The sequence below is a fragment of the Nostoc sp. 'Peltigera membranacea cyanobiont' 213 genome, from assembly GCF_002245975.1.
GTDB lineage: Bacteria > Cyanobacteriota > Cyanobacteriia > Cyanobacteriales > Nostocaceae > Nostoc.
Genome location: NZ_NOLI01000068.1, coordinates 19,349 through 40,848 on the forward strand (window position 1 = coordinate 19,349; position 21,500 = coordinate 40,848).

21 protein-coding genes are annotated in these 21,500 nt (G+C 41.2%); 13 read left to right on the forward strand and 8 right to left on the reverse strand.

The annotated features are described in order from the left end of the window. The first annotated feature begins 35 nt into the window (after window positions 1-35). The 3 genes from CDG77_RS18820 (at window position 36) to ftsH3 (ending at window position 3,220) form a co-directional block, all read left to right on the forward strand. Complete coding sequence (locus tag CDG77_RS18820) at window positions 36-455, forward strand: GNAT family N-acetyltransferase (protein ID WP_094330864.1); 420 nt, start codon at window positions 36-38, stop codon at window positions 453-455. 17 nt (window positions 456-472) lie between these two features. Continuing rightward, the gene (locus tag CDG77_RS18825) at window positions 473-1,267 is read left to right on the forward strand and encodes an aminotransferase class IV (RefSeq protein ID WP_223269875.1); all 795 of its coding nucleotides are present in this window, start codon (window positions 473-475) and stop codon (window positions 1,265-1,267) included. Between the two features lie 111 nt (window positions 1,268-1,378). Beyond that, complete coding sequence (gene ftsH3 / locus CDG77_RS18830) at window positions 1,379-3,220, forward strand: ATP-dependent zinc metalloprotease FtsH3 (protein WP_094330865.1); 1,842 nt, start codon at window positions 1,379-1,381, stop codon at window positions 3,218-3,220. Between the two features lie 342 nt (window positions 3,221-3,562). Here the strand turns inward: ftsH3 and CDG77_RS18835 are convergent, their stop codons facing one another. From CDG77_RS18835 to CDG77_RS18845, 3 genes are all read right to left on the reverse strand, one after another. Beyond that, window positions 3,563-3,781, reverse strand: coding sequence for a hypothetical protein (locus tag CDG77_RS18835; protein WP_094330884.1), 219 nt, complete (start codon window positions 3,779-3,781; stop codon window positions 3,563-3,565). Between the two features lie 798 nt (window positions 3,782-4,579). Further along, the gene (gene hisIE, locus CDG77_RS18840) at window positions 4,580-5,230 is read right to left on the reverse strand and encodes a bifunctional phosphoribosyl-AMP cyclohydrolase/phosphoribosyl-ATP diphosphatase HisIE (protein ID WP_094330866.1); all 651 of its coding nucleotides are present in this window, start codon (window positions 5,228-5,230) and stop codon (window positions 4,580-4,582) included. A gap of 94 nt (window positions 5,231-5,324) precedes the next feature. Further along, a complete protein-coding gene (locus tag CDG77_RS18845; RefSeq protein ID WP_094330867.1) occupies window positions 5,325-5,519 on the reverse strand; it encodes a ChaB family protein in 195 nt (64 codons plus the stop codon). A 106-nt stretch (window positions 5,520-5,625) separates the two neighbouring features. Between CDG77_RS18845 and hemL the strand changes: the two genes are divergently transcribed. Together hemL and CDG77_RS18855 are read left to right on the forward strand one after the other, a co-directional pair. Beyond that, the gene (gene hemL, locus CDG77_RS18850; protein ID WP_094330868.1) at window positions 5,626-6,924 is read left to right on the forward strand and encodes a glutamate-1-semialdehyde 2,1-aminomutase; all 1,299 of its coding nucleotides are present in this window, start codon (window positions 5,626-5,628) and stop codon (window positions 6,922-6,924) included. 417 nt (window positions 6,925-7,341) lie between these two features. Beyond that, window positions 7,342-8,238, forward strand: a complete 897-nt coding sequence (locus CDG77_RS18855; protein ID WP_094330869.1) for a polysaccharide deacetylase family protein — start codon at window positions 7,342-7,344, stop codon at window positions 8,236-8,238. Between the two features lie 231 nt (window positions 8,239-8,469). Here CDG77_RS18855 and CDG77_RS18860 read toward each other — a convergent pair whose 3' ends face one another. Then, the gene (locus CDG77_RS18860) at window positions 8,470-9,300 is read right to left on the reverse strand and encodes a fasciclin domain-containing protein (protein ID WP_094330870.1); all 831 of its coding nucleotides are present in this window, start codon (window positions 9,298-9,300) and stop codon (window positions 8,470-8,472) included. Between the two features lie 733 nt (window positions 9,301-10,033). Here CDG77_RS18860 and CDG77_RS18865 point away from each other — a divergent pair. From CDG77_RS18865 to CDG77_RS18880, 4 genes are all read left to right on the forward strand, one after another. Further along, a complete protein-coding gene (locus CDG77_RS18865; protein WP_094330871.1) occupies window positions 10,034-10,828 on the forward strand; it encodes a glutathione S-transferase family protein in 795 nt (264 codons plus the stop codon). Between the two features lie 125 nt (window positions 10,829-10,953). Beyond that, window positions 10,954-12,684, forward strand: coding sequence for a helicase HerA domain-containing protein (locus tag CDG77_RS18870; protein ID WP_094330885.1), 1,731 nt, complete (start codon window positions 10,954-10,956; stop codon window positions 12,682-12,684). A gap of 556 nt (window positions 12,685-13,240) precedes the next feature. Beyond that, window positions 13,241-14,224, forward strand: a complete 984-nt coding sequence (locus CDG77_RS18875) for an RNA polymerase sigma factor, RpoD/SigA family (RefSeq protein WP_094330872.1) — start codon at window positions 13,241-13,243, stop codon at window positions 14,222-14,224. Window positions 14,225-14,886: 662 nt separating this feature from the next. Further along, window positions 14,887-15,591: a hypothetical protein gene (locus CDG77_RS18880; RefSeq protein WP_094330873.1), complete on the forward strand. Its 705-nt coding sequence runs from the start codon at window positions 14,887-14,889 to the stop codon at window positions 15,589-15,591. An 8-nt stretch (window positions 15,592-15,599) separates the two neighbouring features. On the opposite strand, the gene cobO is transcribed toward CDG77_RS18880, so the two are convergent. Next, on the reverse strand, window positions 15,600-16,277 hold the full coding sequence (gene cobO / locus CDG77_RS18885; RefSeq protein ID WP_094330874.1) for a cob(I)yrinic acid a,c-diamide adenosyltransferase: 678 nt from the start codon (window positions 16,275-16,277) through the stop codon (window positions 15,600-15,602). A 601-nt stretch (window positions 16,278-16,878) separates the two neighbouring features. On the opposite strand from cobO, the gene CDG77_RS18890 reads away from it, so the two are divergent. The 3 genes from CDG77_RS18890 to CDG77_RS18900 all read left to right on the forward strand — a co-directional run bounded on the left by CDG77_RS18890 (window position 16,879) and on the right by CDG77_RS18900 (window position 18,833). Further along, window positions 16,879-17,109: a DUF6737 family protein gene (locus tag CDG77_RS18890; protein WP_094330875.1), complete on the forward strand. Its 231-nt coding sequence runs from the start codon at window positions 16,879-16,881 to the stop codon at window positions 17,107-17,109. Window positions 17,110-17,152: 43 nt separating this feature from the next. Then, window positions 17,153-17,467 (forward strand): DUF4347 domain-containing protein, encoded by a 315-nt coding sequence (locus tag CDG77_RS18895; protein WP_094330876.1) that lies wholly within the window; start codon window positions 17,153-17,155, stop codon window positions 17,465-17,467. A gap of 154 nt (window positions 17,468-17,621) precedes the next feature. Beyond that, entirely contained in the window at window positions 17,622-18,833 is a 1,212-nt protein-coding gene (locus CDG77_RS18900; protein ID WP_094330877.1) for a sensor domain-containing diguanylate cyclase, read from the forward strand. A gap of 152 nt (window positions 18,834-18,985) precedes the next feature. Here CDG77_RS18900 and CDG77_RS18905 read toward each other — a convergent pair whose 3' ends face one another. Continuing rightward, a complete protein-coding gene (locus CDG77_RS18905) occupies window positions 18,986-19,576 on the reverse strand; it encodes a thioredoxin family protein (RefSeq protein ID WP_094330878.1) in 591 nt (196 codons plus the stop codon). 131 nt (window positions 19,577-19,707) lie between these two features. Between CDG77_RS18905 and CDG77_RS18910 the strand changes: the two genes are divergently transcribed. Beyond that, window positions 19,708-20,265, forward strand: coding sequence for a hypothetical protein (locus CDG77_RS18910; RefSeq protein WP_094330879.1), 558 nt, complete (start codon window positions 19,708-19,710; stop codon window positions 20,263-20,265). Here the strand turns inward: CDG77_RS18910 and CDG77_RS18915 are convergent. Then, window positions 20,262-20,783 (reverse strand): hypothetical protein, encoded by a 522-nt coding sequence (locus CDG77_RS18915; protein ID WP_190234004.1) that lies wholly within the window; start codon window positions 20,781-20,783, stop codon window positions 20,262-20,264. The genes CDG77_RS18910 and CDG77_RS18915 overlap by 4 nt on opposite strands. An 11-nt stretch (window positions 20,784-20,794) precedes the next feature. Beyond that, window positions 20,795-21,418, reverse strand: a complete 624-nt coding sequence (locus CDG77_RS18920) for an exopolysaccharide biosynthesis protein (RefSeq protein WP_094330880.1) — start codon at window positions 21,416-21,418, stop codon at window positions 20,795-20,797. Window positions 21,419-21,500: the final 82 nt, after the last annotated feature.

Sequence of the window (21,500 nt, forward strand, 5' to 3'; positions counted from 1 at the left end):
TTCTGTTTCCGTAAAGTAATATGAGGAGTAATAGTATGTCAATAAAATTAGCAGAATCTGAATTTCAAATATTAGGATGTTTTTCTGTTATTTCCCAGTTACGTCCTCATCTTGAAGAGGCTAAATTTCTAGAACAAGTTCGATATCAAATGAAAGAAGGATATCAAGTTGTATTCTTGGAACTAGAGGAGCAAGCTGTTGCAGTGGCTGGATTTCGCATCTCTACATGTTTAGCATTGGGAAAGTTTTTATATGTTGATGACTTAGTTGTTGATGAGTTGAAGCGATCGCAAGGTTATGGTAAACAGTTATTTCAATGGCTTATTGAATATGCAAAAAATCATGGCTGTAAACACCTCAGTCTTGATTCTGGGGTTCAGCGATTTGGCGCTCACAGGTTTTATCTCATGGAACGCATGAGTATTACAAGTCATCACTTTGGAATAGAGTTGTAGGAACAAGCAATCTGGTTGTGAAAAATGATATTTTTTGGTACAACGGCAAATTAATTCACTCCCAAACTTTAGAGTTAGACATTAACGATCCAGGCTTACTTTATGGAGCGACTGTTTTTACAACATTGCGAATTTATGAGAACTCCCTAGATAGTAATTTAACTAATTGGCAAGCACACTGCGATCGCTTACTTTTCTCAATTCAAACTTTTGGTTGGCAACAACCAGATTGGAATCGTGTGCATCAAGGCGCTGAAATTCTCCTCACCCACTTCCCCGTTCTCAGAATTACCCTTTTTGCCGATGGCCGAGAGTGGATAACAGGTAGATTTTTACCAAGCAATTTGACAGAAAAACAAAATGATGGTATAATTTGCGCCGTCGCTAGCTCGGAATTTTATCGTTCTCTCCCCTCTCATAAAACTGGAAATTATTTGAGTGCTTGGTTGGCAAAAACTAGCTTAGATGCTCAAGAAGCAATATTAATCGATGTTCGAGGAAATTGGCTAGAAACCAGCACAGGCAACCTTTGGGGATGGTGCGATCGCACTTGGTACACGCCACCAATAAAGGCCGGAATTTTGCCGGGAATTGTGCGATCGCAACTTGTAAACTGGTTGCAAAACCACCAGCAGCCAGTGCGAGAAGAAACTTGGAGCGTCGAGCTAGTCGAGAGATTTGAAGCGATCGCCTACACTAATAGTATCGTCGAAATTATTCCCATTCATACCGTTAATCAGCTTTCAGGGTCGCTACAATATAATCCCTACCATCCTAGCTTTCAGCAAATTAGGGAGCTTTTCCTAGCATGATAGCTACGCCACTTTGTTACACTTAAGATAAGTTAACATAATTCTTAATAATGACCTTTCCGAGCAGAGACGGTAAGCGATGGCGCGAAACATACAGGAGGATAGACCTTAGTGAATAAAAGATGGAGAAATGCAGGGCTGTACGCGCTGCTGTTCATTGTCGTCATTGCGCTGGGAACAGCATTTTTTGACAAACAACCCCAAAGCAGAGAGACATGGCGATACAGTCGCTTTATTCAGGAAGTTCAACAAGGCAAAGTAGAAAAAGTCAGTTTGAGTGCAGATCGCTCTACAGCACTGGTTACACCCAAATATGACCCAAATAAAAAGATTGTTACTTTAGTCAACGATCCAGACCTGATCAATAATCTGACTTCAAAAGGCGTTGATATTTCTGTTTTGCCCCAAACCGACGAAGGATTTTGGTTTAAGGCACTAAGCAGCTTATTTTTCCCTGTATTGCTTTTAGTTGGCTTATTCTTCTTGCTCCGTCGCGCTCAAAGTGGCCCAGGTAGCCAAGCGATGAACTTTGGCAAATCCAAAGCCAGAGTGCAAATGGAACCACAAACTCAGGTGACATTTGGCGATGTCGCTGGTATCGATCAAGCCAAGTTGGAATTAAACGAAGTCGTAGACTTCCTGAAAAACGCCGATCGCTTTACCGCCGTTGGTGCAAAAATTCCTAAAGGTGTGCTGTTAGTTGGCCCTCCTGGTACAGGTAAAACCCTCCTAGCTCGTGCTGTAGCTGGTGAAGCAGGTGTACCTTTCTTCTCAATCTCCGGTTCGGAATTTGTCGAAATGTTCGTCGGTGTGGGTGCATCCCGCGTCCGCGATTTATTTGAACAAGCTAAGACCAATGCTCCTTGTATCGTCTTCATCGATGAAATTGACGCAGTAGGTCGTCAACGGGGTGCCGGTTTAGGTGGTGGTAACGATGAGCGGGAACAAACCCTCAACCAGTTGCTCACCGAAATGGATGGCTTTGAAGGTAATACTGGCATCATCATTATTGCCGCTACCAACCGTCCTGATGTCCTAGATGCAGCCCTATTGCGTCCTGGTCGCTTTGACCGTCAAGTTGTGGTAGACCGTCCCGACTATGCCGGACGCAGCGAAATTCTCAAGGTTCACGCCCGTGGCAAAACCTTGGCGAAAGATGTGGATTTGGATAAAATCGCCCGTCGTACCCCTGGATTTACTGGCGCAGATTTATCTAACTTATTGAATGAAGCCGCAATTCTGGCAGCCCGCCGAAATTTAACTGAGATTTCAATGGATGAAATCAACGACGCGATCGATCGCGTATTAGCTGGCCCAGAGAAGAAAGACCGGGTAATGAGCGAAAAGCGCAAAACCTTGGTGGCATATCATGAAGCTGGTCACGCTTTAGTTGGTGCTTTGATGCCTGACTATGACCCAGTACAAAAGATTAGCATCATCCCTCGCGGTCGCGCAGGTGGCTTAACTTGGTTCACCCCCAGCGAAGACCGGATGGACACTGGTTTATACAGCCGCGCTTATCTGGAAAATCAGATGGCTGTGGCTTTAGGTGGTCGGATTGCTGAAGAATTAATCTTTGGTGAAGAAGAAGTTACCACTGGTGCTTCTAATGACTTGCAGCAAGTAGCACGGGTTGCGCGTCAAATGATCACCAGATTTGGCATGAGCGATCGCTTAGGCCCTGTTGCCCTTGGTCGTCAGCAAGGTAATATGTTCCTCGGACGAGATATCATGTCAGAGCGTGATTTCTCTGAAGAAACCGCCGCCGCCATTGATGAAGAAGTCCGCAAACTTGTGGATGTAGCCTATACACGCGCTAAAGAAGTGTTAATAGGCAACCGTCACATCTTAGATCAAATCGCCCAAATGTTGGTTGATAAAGAAACAGTAGACGCTGAAGAGTTGCAAGAAATTCTATCGAATAACGATGTAACAACTGCTGCTTTTGCCTAATTTAATTAGTAGTGAGGAGTTAAGAACAATTCCCACCTCCTCATTATTAATAAAAGCCCAGTCTTGATGACCGGGCTTTTTATTTGGGGTTATATACCCCGAAGGTTTCGTTATAGAGTTTCAGTATAAATCGCTTGTCTGATAGAGACTACCATCTGAACATAATCAATTCCGGAAAATTAGAAAAATTTTTTAGATACACCCAAATCAATGAAGCTAGAACTCTGACTTTAAAAGGAAAGTATCCATGCATCCTGCGTAGCACCCCTGATAGCGATCAAAAGTGTTCTCCTTTAGATACATTTTCCGAATCTTTACTCAATATTCGACCAGTTGCCGATCTTAAACTCTAGATGTCGGTTTCAAAAATAGCCACGCTACAAAGAACGTAGCCGCCGTGAATAGTTGCGTCAAATCCAAAGCCGATAGATAACCATCTGCAAATGAAGCAATACTGCGATCGGTAATACCGAATACCCAGGATGACAGTCCAAACAGCCAAATCCCATTCTTGAGATTTCCGACGAATTCCTTAGAGTCTGATGGTTTTTGGTCTTTCACGATCTTCTGTCCTGTTGGTGAGGAATTTGATGATTGATGCGAAATAGCTGCCATTAAGAATTTTTTCTGACTCCTGATGTCAAATTTACACTTCCTATTCTTAATATTAATAAATATTTCAGCTACTTGACTTCAATACCCAAAGGTACATCCTCTAACCTTGACATTCCTGCTTTGATTCTGCCACCTCTGATAGAGGCTATGCTTTGAGTTCTCAGCATTCCAGTGTCGGGTTTGAATGTTGAAATTACATTATCTTTAAATAACTATATAAATATTTATTTTTAGTTGGTATAAATTACTCCATAGGATAGATGCGTTATAAAAAAAATCGTAGCGAAGCCCAGATATGTGCCACTACCGGGCGATGAATTAGATTTCTGGATTAACCAAGTGGATAGTAGGACGACTCTGATATAAATTTTGAACGACTTAGAGGGCAACAACTGCAACAGGTAACAAACAAACAAACAAACGGCGTTGCTGAATTAAGGGATGATTATTGTGGGGCGGGCAGGATGCCCGCCCAGAAATACAAGGGACGGGCAAGATGCCCATCCCACAAAAATAGTAAAATCATCCTGCAAATATGCAACGCCAAACAAACCTTTAACAAAGATATTTTCTATGTGTCTGCGCCATCTCAATAGGTGGGTACAAATGCTGTTCCTGGAGTCGGTAGTCTTGAACCCATAGTTAATACCCTTTGAATCTCGAAATATTAAATACTGGAGTCTAGACTAACCCATGACAAAATGACTCAGTTGGCAATCTAACTTGTCCAAGCACCATAATTCTTTATCGGCGACGTTCTTGGAGTTTGCGATACACAGATTTCAAATCAACTTTATGGTGAGCTAAGGCAACTAAAGTATGATATAGCAAATCAGCCACTTCACCTGCGATCGCATCTGCTTCATCATCTTTAAAGGCCATTACCACCTCGGCGGTTTCCTCACCGATCTTTTTCAAGATTTTATTATCGCCACCGGCAAATAACTTAGAGGTATAAGAACTTTCAGTAGGATTATCGCGGCGATCGCATATTATTTGAAACAATTGCGACAATGTATCCCCTGGTGGTGGGACAATATTCCCTTCTATTTGGTGAAAGCAACTACGCTCTCCAGTATGGCAAGCAACATCTCCTAATTGCTCTACTCCTATAAGCAACGCATCACTATCACAGTCATAACGGATACTCTGCACTTTTTGAATATGTCCAGAAGTCGCCCCCTTGTGCCATAATTCTTGCCGGGAACGGCTCCAAAACCAAGTTTCTTCAGTTTCTAAAGTTTTTTGTAACGACTCCTGATTCATCCACGCCATCATCAGGACAGTACCATCCAAATAATCTTGGACAATTGCAGGCACTAGACCCCGTTCATCGTAGCGAATTTCCTTAATAGGGATGGCGTAATGGAGCGATCGCGAATCGTTAGAAGACATACCAGCTAGTTTGCTCTAATGAGAATAACTTATGGATTCACGATACCATTCTGAATAGAGCAACTGGTATGTTTTTTGAATTTAACTATCTTATCTAGCTCGAAACAAGTGCATTCCGCTCCATAGCAGACTGCATTTTTACAGCACTCAACGCGACTTTATGAGCTTTTGATGCCTCACCATACCAATGGATGGCCGAGTTAAAAGCCGCTCGGTAAAGATCCTGGTATGCTTCAGATAATCGAGTTTGAATATCTAGAGGCAAGTCTTTGTTGGACTTGTATAACATATTGTTATTTTTTTGGTTCTATTAATTCTATAGGATAGAAATTCTAAGCAATTTTTGACCCTATCCTGAGATAGAGCTTTTTATTGCCCACTGTTAGGAGAGAACCTTGGTAAACACCACAATTAAAACAACAAAATCACAAGAAGTCTTCGCTGCTGCTCAAAACCTCATGCCCGGAGGAGTCAGTTCTCCAGTTCGTGCCTTTAAATCTGTGGGCGGACAACCCATCGTTTTCGATCGTGTTAAAGGTGCATATATTTGGGATGTAGATGGCAACCAATATATAGACTATGTAGGCACTTGGGGCCCAGCTATTTGCGGTCATGCTCATCCAGAAGTAATTGCAGCCTTGCATGAAGCCTTAGAAAAAGGCACTAGTTTCGGCGCTCCCTCAACCCTAGAAAATGTTTTGGCAGAAATGGTCATTGATGCCGTTCCTAGTATCGAAATGGTCAGATTTGTCAACTCTGGAACTGAAGCCTGTATGGGAGTTTTGCGGCTAATGCGGGCTTTCACCAACCGAGACAAAATCATCAAGTTTGAAGGCTGTTACCACGGACACGCCGATGCATTTCTAGTGAAGGCAGGTTCTGGTGTTGCCACACTTGGCTTACCAGACTCACCAGGAGTTCCGAAAGCGGCAACTGGCACTACTCTAACCGCACCTTACAATGACCTAGAATCCGTCAAAGCGTTGTTTGAAGAAAACCGCGATGAGATTGCTGGCGTTATTCTTGAGCCAGTTGTTGGTAATGCTGGATTTATTGCCCCTGACGCAGGTTTCCTAGAAGGATTACGGGAACTAACTCACGAGTATGGAGCCTTATTAGTATTTGACGAAGTGATGACAGGCTTCCGCATTGCTTACGGTGGCGCTCAAGAAAAATTTGGGGTTACTCCCGATTTAACAACTTTGGGTAAAGTGATTGGTGGTGGTTTGCCAGTAGGAGCTTATGGCGGTCGGCGAGATATTATGTCAATGGTTGCCCCTGCTGGCCCCGTATATCAAGCTGGGACTCTTTCTGGTAATCCTTTGGCAATGACTGCTGGGATTAAAACTTTAGAATTGCTGCAAAAGCCAGGTACTTACGATTATCTTGAGCGGATAACTAAAAAGCTAGCAGATGGTTTGCTGCAAATTGCTAAAGAAACAGGTCATGCGGCTTGCGGCGGTCAAATCAGCGCCATGTTTGGCTTATTCTTTACCTCTGGCCCAGTTCATAACTACGAAGATGCGAAAAAGTCTGATACAGCAAAATTCGGGCGCTTCCATCGGGGTATGCTAGAGCGTGGTGTTTACCTAGCACCCTCTCAATTTGAAGCTGGGTTCACGTCTTTTGCTCACACTGAAGAAGACATTGAGCAAACTTTAGCAGTTGCACGGGATGTAATGTCTAGTCTGTAAACTGTTAAATTTTTGGTAAATTTTTGGCGTTGCTGAATCATGGGATGATTTTGTTTAATGCGGAATAGTTTTTCAATGCTTCCAACTGCTAATTCATGCCGCAAATATGCAACGCCAATTTTTTTAATGGTCTGTGTTGTACCGTCATCACTTAAGTTAGGTCACACCTTTGTCATAATTTCGCAATGGCTTCGTCAATGAAATATGCAATATTTAAACTACATTAAGCATATTCATGTTAATAAGGCATAATTAATTGCTTTTTATAGTTCTCTAAATTCCTCTCATCCCTCATAGTCTACAAAAACTAAAGCACAAGAAGGCTCTCACCTTCATGGTGAGGGTTTTATTTATAGAGGATAAAAACTGCCGGAAGTATTGTGAAAAAAACGGTTCGACCATTGAAGGAGTGATGAAGTGGAGGACAATAAGTCATTTTTTGGTGTGCAAAAAATATTGATGGCGTTGCTTGTCTTGAGTACTACTACGATGATGCTTATCAAGTCAAGCTCGTCTGAGGCTCAAAGTACAGAAAATATAAATGTAAACAATCCACCAGCTAAGATTGGAATTCAACAGCAGATTGAAGAACTAAAAGCAATAATGCTTAAAAGTTGGCAGCAACAAGCACAAACAAAGGGTCTTACCTATGCTGTGCCACCAAGCTTTCAAGGGACAACAATTGATGCTGCAAAACTTACTCCCGAACAGAAAGTAATTGCTCTCACCTTTGATGATGGGCCATGGCCTGAGAGTACCGCGCAAGTACTAGATATTCTTAAACAAAATCAAATCAAAGGGACATTTTTCCTCATTGGGCAAAATGTGAAGAATTATCCAAGCTTAGTAAAACGGGAGATTGCTGAAGGTCATGTAATTGGCAATCATACTTGGCATCATTGGTATCAATTCATGAATCCCCAAGCAGCCGCTTATGAAATTAACCACACAGCAGACCTGATTTATCAAGTTACAGGGATTAAAACAAATCTATTTCGACCACCAGGAGGAATTATGCACAATGGGGTGGCTGATTACGCTAGAAATAACAAATATGCCATCATTCGCTGGTCATCAGACTCTGTAGACTACTCGCGTCCTGCTGTACCAAAATTAATTAATAATGTGTTCAGAAAAGCTAAACCAGGTGGGATTGTATTGATGCATGATGGTGGTGGTAATCGCTCTAAAACCGTACAAGCTTTACCAGAAATCATTGCCAACTTTCGGAAACAAGGCTATAGCTTTGTTACTATCCCTGAACTTTTAGCAATGCAAGATAAAGACCAAAGGCTGATTGCACACAAAAAATAACTTTGACAAAGAGTTAAGCTATAAACCAAATATATTATTTTAGTTAAAGGTTTTTCTTTACCTTTAGCCTTACCTTTTCCCTTTAACCGAGAAGTATTGGGTGGGATTGCCAATTTAACTCACCATTATTACAAAAAAAAACCGTCCAAAATTACCACTTGAACGGAATTTTTATGTATTAATACTTTATGCCCACTTAAGTCTGTTACTGATTGTACTAATATCTAAAAACTACAAATCAGGAGGCAAAATTACCTGGTCAATTGCGTGGATTACACCGTTAGTGCCTGTGATATCTGCTTGTGTAACTTTAGCATCATTGACAGTCACACCAGTAGCAGGATCAACTTTAACGTTGATAGTGCCACCTTCAAGGCTTTTAACTTCACCAGATTTTAAATCAGTTGACAATACCTTACCAGCTACTACATGGTAAGTTAGGATTTTGAGCAATACTTCTTTGTTGGCTGGTTTTAACAATTCTTGCAAAGCATCTGCTGGCAACTTAGCAAAAGCTGCATCAGTGGGTGCAAAAATAGTTAAGTTATCTTTTCCTTGCAAAGCCCCAGTCAATCCTGCTGCTTTCAAAGCCTTGGTTAAGGTTTTAAAGGAAGCGTTTGATTCTGTCAAGGCTAACAAGTTTTTGCCTTGATTGTCGCTTGCCCCTGGTCCTGGTGGAGTTATAGTAGGTTTCTCACTGGGTTGAGTTTCCGGGATAGTACCTGGTGTGGTGGGTGTTGGTTCAGTAGGTGTAGCATTACCACCACGATTATAAGGAGGCTCGTTGAAAATACTTGGTCTGGGATTTGTTCCGCCACTTTTCTGTGCTACTTGTTTGCGCTTGGTATTGCCCTTTTCTATTTCGGAAGCAGCCTCAGTAGGTGTGTATTGAGCGTTTACTTGAAGGCGTTGACCCTTGTTATAGGGCGCTTCGTTGAAAATACTGGGTTTAGGATTTAGTGCCTCTTTAGCTTCAGATGGTAAAGTAATAACGAGGCTGAAACTACTAAATCCTGCTATGCCTGCTAATGCGATCAGCAATTTGCTGTAATTTGTCTTCATAAATTTTGTTTGTCTTTTTGTCCACAGGTTACATAAAGATTTATAACATTTTGCTATGCAGAAAACCTAACTGAAGACTTAAGTAAAACTTTTCCTCAGAATAATTTTTGCAGGGAAGGTAAAATATCTAACTTCGGCTTACTCTGATAGGTTATGAAATATATTTAGCACATATTTTATGTAATGAGTGTATTTTCTGCATCACACTGATAAAAACTTAAAAAGCCTTACTTGCTGTAACGAGGCGCGAAAATCCTACATTTACCTTACATCTACAAGGTGTCAATTACAATAAGCTGTGAGAAATATTCTATTTGAAAGCCAACTTATATACAAATTTGTCTGTAAATAAGTAGTTTATTAGAAAATCCTGTATCCCTTACAGAACAAGCAATATCTCTGAATTAACCATTGATGATTCAGCAAAAATACAGAAACTAATTACTTAGATATATTAACGTAATTTTACACTAACGGAAGTTAAAGTAACTACTTAAGAGTTACAACTGGGCAGTTAGGTTTTTTTATGTATACCTAATTAAATTATTTGATTATTTGATGTTTTATACATAAAATAATATCTTTTAAATCCATAACTTTGCTGAGAATCAAGCATAAGTTCAATCTTAATCTCAATTAGGTAGACAAAAAGCAGCTAATGTAAAGAAAAATTACTTTAACTAAAGATACAATTGTAAAGTTTAAGAAGTTGACCAGTTACAAGGTATGCAACATGCTGGAATTATACCAATGGGAACTATCTCAATACTCAGAGAAAGTGCGCCTAATTCTAGATTTTAAAGGACTAAATTACCGCAAAATAGAGGTTACGCCTGGAATCGGACAAGTAGAACTGTTCCGGCTGACTGGTCAGAAACAAGTGCCAGTGTTAAAGGATCGGAATAAATATATTGCGGATTCTACGGAGATAGCTAAGTATTTAGACTTAGAGTATCCCGATCGCCCGATAATACCCCAAGATCCCAAAAAACGGGGTTTAACTTTATTGATTGAAGAATGGGCGGATGAATCTATAGGCATCAAAGGTCGAAAGGCACTATTTGCAGCCGTAAGTCAAGATCAAAATTTCCGCAAGTCTTTATTACCGACCTCAACACCAGATATATTTAAAAGTCTAGTTGGAGGAGTACCCACTGACTTACTGACAGTGTTAGGTTTTGGGGTAGGTTATAGTCCAGATGCGATCCAATCAGCGATCGCATCTTTAAAACAAGACTTGGAAGCGTTAACGTTATTATTGGCAGATAGTCCTTATCTAACTGGAGATGAGCCGACTTTAGCTGACTTGTCAGTAGCGGGCTTATCGATATTGCTCAAGTTCCCCCCTGGCCCCTATCTGGATTTACCAGCTTCTATTAGAGGAAAAGGATTGCCAATCTTTTCAGAGAATATAGATTATGAACCATTCTTTACCTGGCGCGATCGCATTTACGCTCAATTCCGTAAACCATTAATCAGTAGCACCTCAGCCGCAGGAGGTGCGCCAACTTCGATTCAGATTGATTAGATAATTGGGCATTGGGCATCGGGCATTGGGTATGGGGCACAGGATGGAGAATGACAAATGACCAATGACCAATAACCAATGACCAATGACCAATGACAAATGACAAATGACAAATGACTAATCAGATGAATTCGGGACAGCCATTAGGTTCGGTCATTCAAGGTTCTCTAACTGAAGGTTTAGAAGTACGATTGCATCCTGACATTTCTGTGGAAGATATGCGGGTTGGTAAGTTTCTTGTTGTGCAAGGGATGCGATCGCGCTTTTTTTGTATGCTGACAGATGTAGCATTAGGAGCAGCTAATGCCCGAATTATTGCTAATCCCCCCAGTTGGGAAGATACTTTTTTACGAGATGTTTTAGCCGGAAGTGGTACTTATGGTACTATCAACCTCGCGCCGATGTTGATGTTCACTCCCGAATCGGAAGAATCTTTCTCGCCAACAAATGGCAAATCGGCAAATCCCTTTATCCCATCAGTGACGGGTTTGGCTTCATTTGTGCCACAAACTAGCACAACGATGGAATTGTTACCTGTTAAAACTATTCCTAGCCACTTTAGTCAAGTTTACGAAGCCAGTGTTGACGATTTTCGCCGGGTATTTGGTTGGGAAGATGACCCCCAAAGGCGTAATTTTTCCATTGGGAAACCTTTGGATATGGATGTGCCCGTTTGTATCGATTTAAACCGCTTCGTGGAACGGAGTAATGGGGTTTTTGGAAAATCTGGTACTGGTAAATCCTTTCTCACACGATTACTTTTAGCTGGCGTTATCCGTAAAAGTGCGGCAGTAAATTTGATTTTTGATATGCACTCTGAGTATGGCTGGGAAGCCGTCGCAGAAGGAAAGAACGTTAATACAGTTAAGGGATTAAAGCAGCTTTTCCCTAGCAAGGTAGAAGTTTATACCCTCGACCCGGAATCGACAAAGCGCCGGGGTGTGCGTGATGCTCAAGAACTTTATTTGAGTTACGAACAAATTGAAGTTGAAGATATTAAGTTATGTAGCCGAGATTTGGGACTCTCTGACGCAGCCCTGGATAACGCCAATATTCTCTACAGTGAGTTTGGCAAGTCTTGGATTGTCCAGTTGCTGAACATGACTAACGAAGAAATCGAGATGTTTTGCGACGAGAAACGTGGACACAAAGGCTCGATTATGGCATTGCAGCGCAAACTCTTGCGGATGGACAGCTTGAAGTATATGCGAGCGGTTTGCCCCCAAAATTACATTAGTAAAATTGTGCAATGTCTGGAAGCTGGGAAGAATGTTGTGATAGAATTTGGTTCCCAGTCTAATATGCTCTCTTATATGTTGGTGACGAATATGATCACCCGACGTATCCACGAGCATTACGTCAAAAAAGCAGACAAATTTCTGCAAAGCAAAAATCCTAGCGATCGCCCCACGCCGTTGATGATTACCATTGAAGAGGCGCACCGTTTCCTTGACCCAGGAGTGGTACAAAGCACTATCTTTGGAACTATTGCCCGCGAACTGCGAAAGTATTTTGTCACTCTTTTGGTAGTCGATCAACGTCCATCAGGCATAGATAATGAAATTATGTCTCAGATTGGAACTCGCATTACCGCTTTGCTGAATGACGAAAAAGACATTGACGCGATTTTTACGGGTGTATCTGGTGGTAGCGGACTGCGATCGGTATTGGCAAAGTTAGACTCTAAGCAACAAGCTTTAATTTTGGGTCATGCCGTTCCCATGCCGGTGGTGGTACGTACCCGTCCCTACGACGCAACTTTTTACCAAGAAATTGGTGAGCCAGCCTGGGAAGAAAAACCTGACGCAGAAGTATTTGCTGCGGCTGAACTCGCCAAAGCTGACTTGGGATTCTAGATAGTCATTTGTCAGTTGTCCTTTGTCCTTTGCAAATGACCAATGACTAATGACAAATGACAAATCCCTAATTCGTAACAACCCTCCATTCTCCCAGCAAATTAAGTTCGGTTATCCGGCTAGTTTTTGGCAACAGAAGAGGGGTTTTTGCGGTCACTATAGATATAGTAAGTAATTTCAAGGAAGCTGAAAATTTTTACAAATGGCCAATTTTGAATTATAATTTGAAGCTTTATCTTAAGATACTTTACTATCTGCCTGATTTATCGTAATATAAAACTAAGTGGAACTCATACCGACTTCGGATTTTCTAATTGCTGTGATTAACTGCCTAAAATAAGAATTCTCAAAAACAACCAGTGTGCTTATAAGAGATTAAAAAATTTAGGCAAGATAGGGGAACCGATCTTGGGGGTTTACCGTCTTAACAAAGTCTATATCAATTGATAATTGCTTTTAGTAGCTCCCGATATTTCATGATAGATTTACTACCTTTATCCATGCACTTTAGTAAGAAAACATACAGTATATTTACGGTCTAGAGGACGACGCACCAATGCCTACTGTCAATGCCCAAACGGAAAACCTCAACACCAGATTCACGGCTGATATGGTGCGAACCTATCTGCGAGAAATTGGTCGTGTACCACTGTTAACCCGCGAACAAGAGATTGTCTTTGGGAAACAGGTGCAACAAATGATGACGCTCATCGATGCCAAAGAGGTTTTGGCGAAGAAACTGCACCGCGAACCGGATATGTCAGAGTGGGCTGACGTGGTTCAATTATCAGAAACTGAAGTACAGCAAACTGTAGCCCAAGGTAAGCGGGCAAAGCAAAAAATGATCGAAGCGAATTTGCGCTTGGTCGTTGCTATTGCGAAAAAGTACCAAAAGCGGAATATGGAATTTCTGGATTTAATTCAGGAAGGAACACTAGGATTAGAGCGGGGTGTGGAGAAATTTGACCCAATGAGGGGTTATAAGTTCTCGACTTACGCTTACTGGTGGATTCGCCAAGCAATTACCCGCGCGATCGCTCAACAAGGGCGTACTATCCGCTTACCGATTCACATTACCGAAAAACTGAACAAAATCAAGAAAGTACAGCGTGAGTTGGCTCAAACCTTGGGGCGATCGCCTACTCCAGCCGAAATTGCTAAAGAACTGGAACTAGAACCTGTTCAGATTCGCGAGTACCTAAACATGGCGCGTCAACCAGTATCTTTGGATGTTAAAGTTGGCGATAATCAGGATACTGAGTTGCAAGAAATGCTCGAAGATGGCGGTCCATCACCAGAGTATTACACCAACCAGGAATTCTTACGCCAAGACTTGAACAACCTACTAGCAGAACTGACCCCGCAACAGCGAGAAGTTTTAGCTCTACGCTTTGGTTTAGAAGATGGTAATGAAATGTCATTGGCGAAAGTGGGTGAGAGATTGAGTCTCAGCCGCGAACGTGTGCGTCAACTAGAGCATCAGGCTTTAGCTCATCTGCGTCGCCGTCGCGCCAATGTCCAAGAATACATTGCTAGTTAAATATAGAGACGCGGGATTTCGCGTCTCTAAAGCTTGATGCGCCTCCTAAATTCAGGGGGCGATTTTTATGCCGATTGGTAGGAAAAATATTTTGATTTAACGTATTGCGGAAGTCACCACCTTCTCTGCGAGACGCTAACCGACAAAATAATATTATAGGACTAGTATTTTATTTTTGAAATCTTACGTAGGGTGCGTTACGACGTTCCGTCTAACATACCCTACAAATACTTATATTTTTTCAAAAATAAAATATGATTCCTATAGTATTTTTACTCATTAAAAAGTAAAAAACAAGATGCCACAAAACTGATGTTGATTGAGAAGATTTAATTTCTGATTAGCCTCACCCAATGGGATGAATCTATTGAATTAAGAATAAATTAAGTTATATTAAGCAATATAAAGTTAATTAAATAGCTCTGTAGTAAAGGCTTCAGCCCTGACTACAGAGCTTTCATTTGTCACGATCGCTCACTGACTCTAACTGGTGGTAATCTAAGATTGTTGAGCTAGATAAAATAAAAACTTTAGTTTTTGACAGTTTTCTTTTTTGGACAATAGTAATATAAGTCGTGAACTAAGTCTTTAACAATTAAGACTTGGTTATAGTTTAAGTAAGTTCTAAAAAACTTAGTTGATTTTTTAACAGGAGAAGTAGGGTGCTTAACAACCTTTATCAGTTCTTATCTCCCCGCCAGTGGGGAATTTCCCTAGCGGGCTTAGGCTTACTTCTCGGTTTGGGCTTTATAGGCAAGCAGACTCAAGTTGTATCGGTTACAGATTCTCCATTATCATCGGCTCAGATTCAGAAAACCAAAATCTCCGAAAACTCCCTTTTGTCGCAGCTAAGAAGAGTTAGAGAAGAAAGAAGTCAGCAGAGAGCGGCGGCTGGAGAGAGAGGGGTTTTTATGCATAAGAGCGGAAAAACACTCCCTACAACCACAGCACTGGTTCCAGATTCTCAGGGAGCTACAGGCACAGAAGTTTTACCAAAAGTGAATTTTCCTACAAAAGATGGGGTTTATCTCTATGGTCAATCCCCAAAATCAAACCAGCTTGGTCAAGGTTACATTATATTTCAAAAGCAGCAGGACAAGATAACTGGTGCGTTGTATATGCCTCATTCAGAGTTTAATTGTTTTCAGGGTACACTTAGCCAATCAGGAGAGTTGGCGATGACGGTTAATAGTTCGTCAAATGAAGCCAATTCGGTTCAGTCAAATCAGGTAGCTGCAAACAATAGACTGCCTCAAGTCAGTGAAGATGAGTTCAGCAGTTATCCTTACTCAGTGGCTCTGCAAGACTTTTATCAATTAAATTCCATCACAGCTAGCGATCGCCGCACGTTGCAAATGTGTAAATAATCTTTAAGTTAATACTCAATTCCTGGTTGCGCTTTAACGCCTTGATCGCGGAAAGGATGCTTAACTAGAGCCATTTCGGTTACGAGGTCAGCACGCTCAATTAAACCAGCCGGTGCGCCTCTGCCTGTGAGAATAACGTGTTTGTTAGCTGGTTTTTGTGCCAAACCCGCTAAAACGTCCTCTAATGGTAAGTAAGCCATTTTGAGGGCGATATTGATTTCGTCTAATAACACCAGATGAAAGTCTGGGTTGAGAATATATTCTAATGATTTTTCCCAGGCGGCGCTAGCTTTGTCAAGATCGCGATCGCGGTCTTGAGTTTCCCAAGTGAAGCCTTCGCCCATTGCATGAAATTCTATCTGGTCTTCCCAATAGCTGAAAACCCTTTTTTCTGAAGGTTCCCAACTTCCCTTGATGAATTGAACGATCGCTACTTTATACCCATGACCTAGCGATCGTAATACCATCCCTAAAGCCGCAGTAGTTTTACCTTTACCATTCCCAGTATTTACAATAATTAATCCTTTTTCGGGTACAGCTTCTGCTATGCGCTTGTCTTGTACTTCTTTGCGTCGCTGCATCTTCTTGCGGTACTGTTCATCAGTCAGAGATGAAGACATTACCTCATCAATCAAGCGTCCAATTTCTTTGTCTTGGTTTAATTCTTGTGGTGTATCGTTTTTCATCAACCTTTTCTAGAAATAATTGTTAAAACTTTTGCCAATGAATCAAAATTGTATTTATAATTTGATTCTAGCTAAATCACATAATTGAATCCGTCCAGTAAGATTTTATAGAAAAATATTTCTCCTGTGTTAGCTTTTTTTACATGATTTGCAGACAAGTATGTAAAACTATATGATATAAAAGCTGGACTTCTAATTTGAATTTAATATTACTATTTTAAATAATTTAATATGTTCATTAAAGCACTTTACCAGTGTATTCCAATCGCAAGTGGTTGAAGGTGAAGCGTTCAACAGCAAATTACCAACTATTTACCAACCGTATTGAAGAACAGAGCCGATTAGCCCGCAATTTATTGCAGAGTGGGAAAACAACGCAAAACCAGGGTTTTAGGAATCGAGGTTAGACCAATTGTCAATTAACCAACAGTCTGATAACCTTCAACCTGTCTGGAAATCAGCACTGTTATATATATTTCTCACGAATTTTACCAAAACCTTGATAATATTAATAGCGATCGCATTCAACTTTGGAAGCCGAGTAGATCGTTTACCCTAAAAATGGTTAAAGGGAAATTTGGAGTTTTATTAAATAAAATTAATGTCTGAACAAAAGCCTATAAGTCCTTGGAATTACAAACCTTGGTGGTGTCAGCCCTGGTCTATAGTTTTGACGGGTGTAACACTAATTAGTGGTAGCTGGTTGCTATTTAAAACTATCTGGCTAACAGTACTTGTTTCTATTCCTGTAGTGACATGGATGGGATTTTTTGTGTTGTTTTGGCCACAACTAATGATTCGCAGTGGGATTTTGGAGTCGTATAAAGACTAATTCGAGCCTGATATGTTAATGGAAATTCCTCCAGAGAGAGAAAATTATCCTCAGCACATTGCAATGCTACACTCAGGAACTACAAACCTGGTCTTCCCATCTCTGCGTTTCTCCATCTCTGTTACTCTCCGGCTGTAACGTTGCTGCTGGAGACGCTGGGGAAGAATTCATTCAGAAGTTGCACAAACTGACAACAGCTAGCATTGCTGCTTCTGGCAATCTCACAGGGAATGCTGGTAGTTACACTGAAAATGCCCCTGAGATACTGATTGCAGAATCAGATACAACTGTTACTGACCCAGATTCTGCCAACTTCCACACTGGCAAATTGACCCTTTGCATCTATACAAATTGGTAGTATTAAAAATATCAAGTTTTTACGGTAACACTGACAGTCTAATAAGTTTTGATAATTTTTAGTCGATCTCGATCGTTTTTAACCTGGCTTTGGGCACAAGACCTTGTAAGCATCTACATACTCAGGGAATTTGCACAGTGAAAGTTAGGGTGATATGAACAATAGAGCAAACCAAAGGCATGAAGAACATCATGCAATACAATATTTCTGTATATTCAACCGAATGCTGATTTTCGTTGCAGAGATGTTTATATCACACAGCCTTGATGCTGGAAAGTTAACCCTGCGGTTATTGCAAAATCTCCAGCGTACCAAACTTTTCTGGCTAAAGCTCAGGCATTCATCTGTGAAAACCCAAACTGTTCCTCTATCTGAAAATGAAGCAGAAAGGCTCAAAGCATTGGCGGGCTACAATATTTTGGATACCCTACCCGAACAAGCATTTGATGACCTAACTGCTCTGGCTGCCTATATTTGTAAGACTCCAATTGCTTTAATTAGTTTAGTAGATGCCGATCGCCAATGGTTTAAATCTAAAATTGGACTAAAAGTTAGGGAAACACCCAGAGAGTCGGCTTTTTGCTCTCATACCATTCTGCAACCAGAGAATATATTAGTAATTCCCAACACTATCAAGGACGATCGCTTTGCTAACAATCCTCTGGTCAGAGGTAATGCCAAAATTCGTTTTTATGCTGGTGCGCCACTAGTTACGCCCAATGGTTTGTCTGTCGGAACGTTATGTGTCATGGATACCGTTCCTCGTCAGCTAAGTTACCAGCAGTTAGATGCACTGCGCCGCCTAAGTCGGCAAGCGATCGCTCAGATGGAACTCATTCAGGAAGTTCGCAACCGCAAACAATCAGAGATAGAAGGAAGGCAGTTATCGCTGACCGACGATCTAACAGGTTTGCATAATCGACGTGGTTTCTTCGTGATGGCTGAACAACAGTTAAAAATTGCTCACCGGATGAAATTGTTGTGCTGGGTTATTTTCATTGATTTAGATGGGTTAAAACAGGTTAACGACACCCTTGGTCATGAGATTGGAGATGCCTTGATTATTGATGCTGGTCAATTACTCAAGCAAAGTTTTCGGAACTCGGATATTGTTGCTCGCTTGGGTGGAGATGAGTTCATTGTTTTCATCTCCAGCTACTTTAAGGATGCAGATAGCATTCAAGAGTATCTACAAGCAAATATTGCCAACTTTAATCAACAGCAAAACCGTCGCTATGAACTTTCGATGAGTATGGGGATAGAGCGTTACTCACCAGAAAGCAATATGTCACTAGAACAACTAATCGCTAAGTCTGACGAATTAATGTACGCTCATAAGCGTCTCAAGCGGCAATCTGTTGTTTAATATTGGGAGTTGGGAATTGGTAGGACTTACGCAAAATATCTTTTAAACTGTCATTTCTCCGTGTTCTCTGCGCCTCTGTGGTAGCCTGGGGCAATAAGTCCTAATTGCTAAATTGGCGTTGCACAAACTAAGGATAATAAGGATAAAATTTACTAATTTACTACTTGGCTGCCATGACTGCGGGGATCGTCTTGATTAGCCGTTGGTGCTACTGGGGCTGAAAATTTGGAAACTTTGCCGCTAGCTTGAGCATAAGGCAGAGATGAACCTGTAACCAAAGCCTCTAAATTGCTAGCCATAATTGTCCGGGGCTGATCGCCGATCGCTTGGGCGATGGTTTCTCCTTGCTGACTCAAAAATACAAAATGGGGAATCCCATCTACCCGATATTTCAACATCTCTGGTAGCCACTTGGTATTATCTACATTCAGCATGACAAAATTCATCTTGTCAGCATACTCTGTTTCCAGTTGAATGATATCTGGTGCCATTTTCTGACAGACAGCACACCAATCAGCATAAAATTCTACTAGAGATGGTTTGCCGTTGCTGACAGCTACTTCTAGGGGTGTAGACGAATCGCTTAACTTGGCTAAGGTTGCCGAGGTTGTTTCAGTTCGCAATCCTAAGACGAGGGCAACGCTAAGAGCGATCGCTACCATTACAATTAAGAAGTTTCTCAAACGCTTCCCGAATGGAGATTCAGGCTTATCTGGGGAATTAACAGGTGAATCAGTACTCATAACAGAATTATTAAAACTTATTAAGCAATTTCTTCTTTAGTCTAGCTGACTCCAAGCGCTCTTTAATACGTAATTCGATCCTCAAAATGGGTATTACAAATAAGGACTTTAGATGAAATAGGTTTTCAAAGATGATTTTAAGCTTCAGAAATACCAGTGCTGTGTGTGCCGTATTTTTACTAGTCAGCGTTAGCAGCTTTCAGAAGTCAGCCATAGCTAATATAAATCACCAGTCCCAACTAATAGCACAGCAGAGTAAAACTCAGCCACATCCAGTTTTTAAATCTATCCTGCCCAAATTAAAGCAAAAGACTCAAATTAAGATTTTATTGCCGAAGTTTATTCCTGAGTCGGATGGGGAAAATCCAATTTACGCAAATATAGAAACTGCTACGCAAAAAAACTACGAGATTTTACTGGCTTTCAGTCCTGATTGTTATGGGGCCTCTGCTTGTCGTTTGGGTGTGGTTACGGCTTCAGCCGTAACCCGCAAAACACCCGGTTTGAATGGGAAACGCGTATCCTTAGCTAAGGGGTTCACTGGCTATTTTGTAGATTTTACTTGTGGTGCTGGTTGCTCAGATGCTACCTTGACTTGGAGACAACAGGGTGTGCAATATGTTGTTGGGTTGAAAGCAGGCGATCGCACTTCTTTAATAAAAATGGCTAATTCTGCGATTAATCCCTAACTAACATCATTTGATTCTAGTTCCCAGCGAAACAGCCGTGGTAATTGAGACACATCTATGGCGTAGTTAACAATCCATAGTACCAATTCAAAAATCAATAAATATCGTACCCATACCAACTCACTTTTAGAATCCAAGAGTGTCAAACCCTCATATAACTGCCAGAAGCGGTAAGGCAAGTATATATAAGGAACCATCACCCACACTACATTTTGCAACTGCCTGAGTGTTACTGTCTCAGAGATGATTTGCAACCCTAATACAATAAAATACCAACCAAGCACAGTTAACACACTGCCATCGCCCCACAATACACCCCATAATAGCATCACTATTAAGGGCAGTAATCCTCCTAGCAATTGCACTGAACCAAACCAAACTTTATACCAACTGGGAAATGGTAAAGGTAGAGTATAGGGCTTTGCCTGTTTCCACCCCCAGTTCACAACCACAATAAAAAGTGTGGCAATGAAGAAAAAGAGAAGATTTTCCAGGAATAGATATAGGTTGATAGCCATATTTTTGCAATTTAACGACCTAGCCAAGTCTTGATAATGTCGAGAAGGCTAGAACCTCCCCAAATCAACGCTAATAGTATGGAAGTAGTCAAAACTGCCCCCATCACACACATTACCAAACCACCTAGGCTAATAGCACCATCATCTTCTGATAAGCCAAAGCTGGTTACAAAAATTCCCATTGCTGGCAGGGTATTAGTTCCTGGAATCGGAATCATCATGGAAATTGCCATCAAAGCGATCGCTATACCAATGGTCACTCTACCAGGTAAAGTAGTACAGATATAGCTTAGACGAGGACGAGCGATCGCTTCAATTCTTTTTAACCAAGGAATCCCTGCCTTCAAAAACCCCTGAACTGTCGTGAGTTGGATAGGATGATTCATCATCCGCTTGGGTAGCCAGGGGGTTTTAGCACCAGCGATTAACTGTATCGCTAACAGAAAAATCAGGATGCCGAAAGGAGTTGAATATCCCGGTGCTGGAACTGGTAAAGCGGAAGGTAGAGATAGAATAATCAGCAAAAATCCAAAAATTCTTTCTTGCGCTAACAATAGAATCTCTGCCAAAGTAACTTTTGCTGGTCGTTCTTCTTCAAAAAAATAGCGTTGTAGTTCGTTAGATAGTTTAGCCATATATCACCAATATTTAGCAATATTAAGTAAATAAATATACCTATAGCGGTTCTCAGTTGAGTGAGGTACAAGAACCCCACCC

Excerpts from the sequence above, each read along its gene's own strand:
- CDG77_RS18820 (WP_094330864.1), top strand. The coding sequence starts at position 36 with ATGTCAATAAAATTAGCAGAATCTGAATTTCAAATATTAGGATGTTTT.
- hisIE (WP_094330866.1), bottom strand. The coding sequence starts at position 5,230 with ATGTCTTCTAACGATTCGCGATCGCTCCATTACGCCATCCCTATTAAG.
- CDG77_RS18845 (WP_094330867.1), bottom strand. The coding sequence starts at position 5,519 with ATGTTATACAAGTCCAACAAAGACTTGCCTCTAGATATTCAAACTCGA.
- CDG77_RS18860 (WP_094330870.1), bottom strand. The coding sequence starts at position 9,300 with ATGAAGACAAATTACAGCAAATTGCTGATCGCATTAGCAGGCATAGCA.
- CDG77_RS18865 (WP_094330871.1), top strand. The coding sequence starts at position 10,034 with ATGCTGGAATTATACCAATGGGAACTATCTCAATACTCAGAGAAAGTG.
- CDG77_RS18870 (WP_094330885.1), top strand. The coding sequence starts at position 10,954 with ATGAATTCGGGACAGCCATTAGGTTCGGTCATTCAAGGTTCTCTAACT.
- CDG77_RS18875 (WP_094330872.1), top strand. The coding sequence starts at position 13,241 with ATGCCTACTGTCAATGCCCAAACGGAAAACCTCAACACCAGATTCACG.
- cobO (WP_094330874.1), bottom strand. The coding sequence starts at position 16,277 with ATGAAAAACGATACACCACAAGAATTAAACCAAGACAAAGAAATTGGA.
- CDG77_RS18890 (WP_094330875.1), top strand. The coding sequence starts at position 16,879 with ATGTCTGAACAAAAGCCTATAAGTCCTTGGAATTACAAACCTTGGTGG.
- CDG77_RS18900 (WP_094330877.1), top strand. The coding sequence starts at position 17,622 with ATGAACAATAGAGCAAACCAAAGGCATGAAGAACATCATGCAATACAA.
- CDG77_RS18905 (WP_094330878.1), bottom strand. The coding sequence starts at position 19,576 with ATGAGTACTGATTCACCTGTTAATTCCCCAGATAAGCCTGAATCTCCA.
- CDG77_RS18910 (WP_094330879.1), top strand. The coding sequence starts at position 19,708 with ATGATTTTAAGCTTCAGAAATACCAGTGCTGTGTGTGCCGTATTTTTA.
- CDG77_RS18915 (WP_190234004.1), bottom strand. The coding sequence starts at position 20,783 with ATGGCTATCAACCTATATCTATTCCTGGAAAATCTTCTCTTTTTCTTC.
- CDG77_RS18920 (WP_094330880.1), bottom strand. The coding sequence starts at position 21,418 with ATGGCTAAACTATCTAACGAACTACAACGCTATTTTTTTGAAGAAGAA.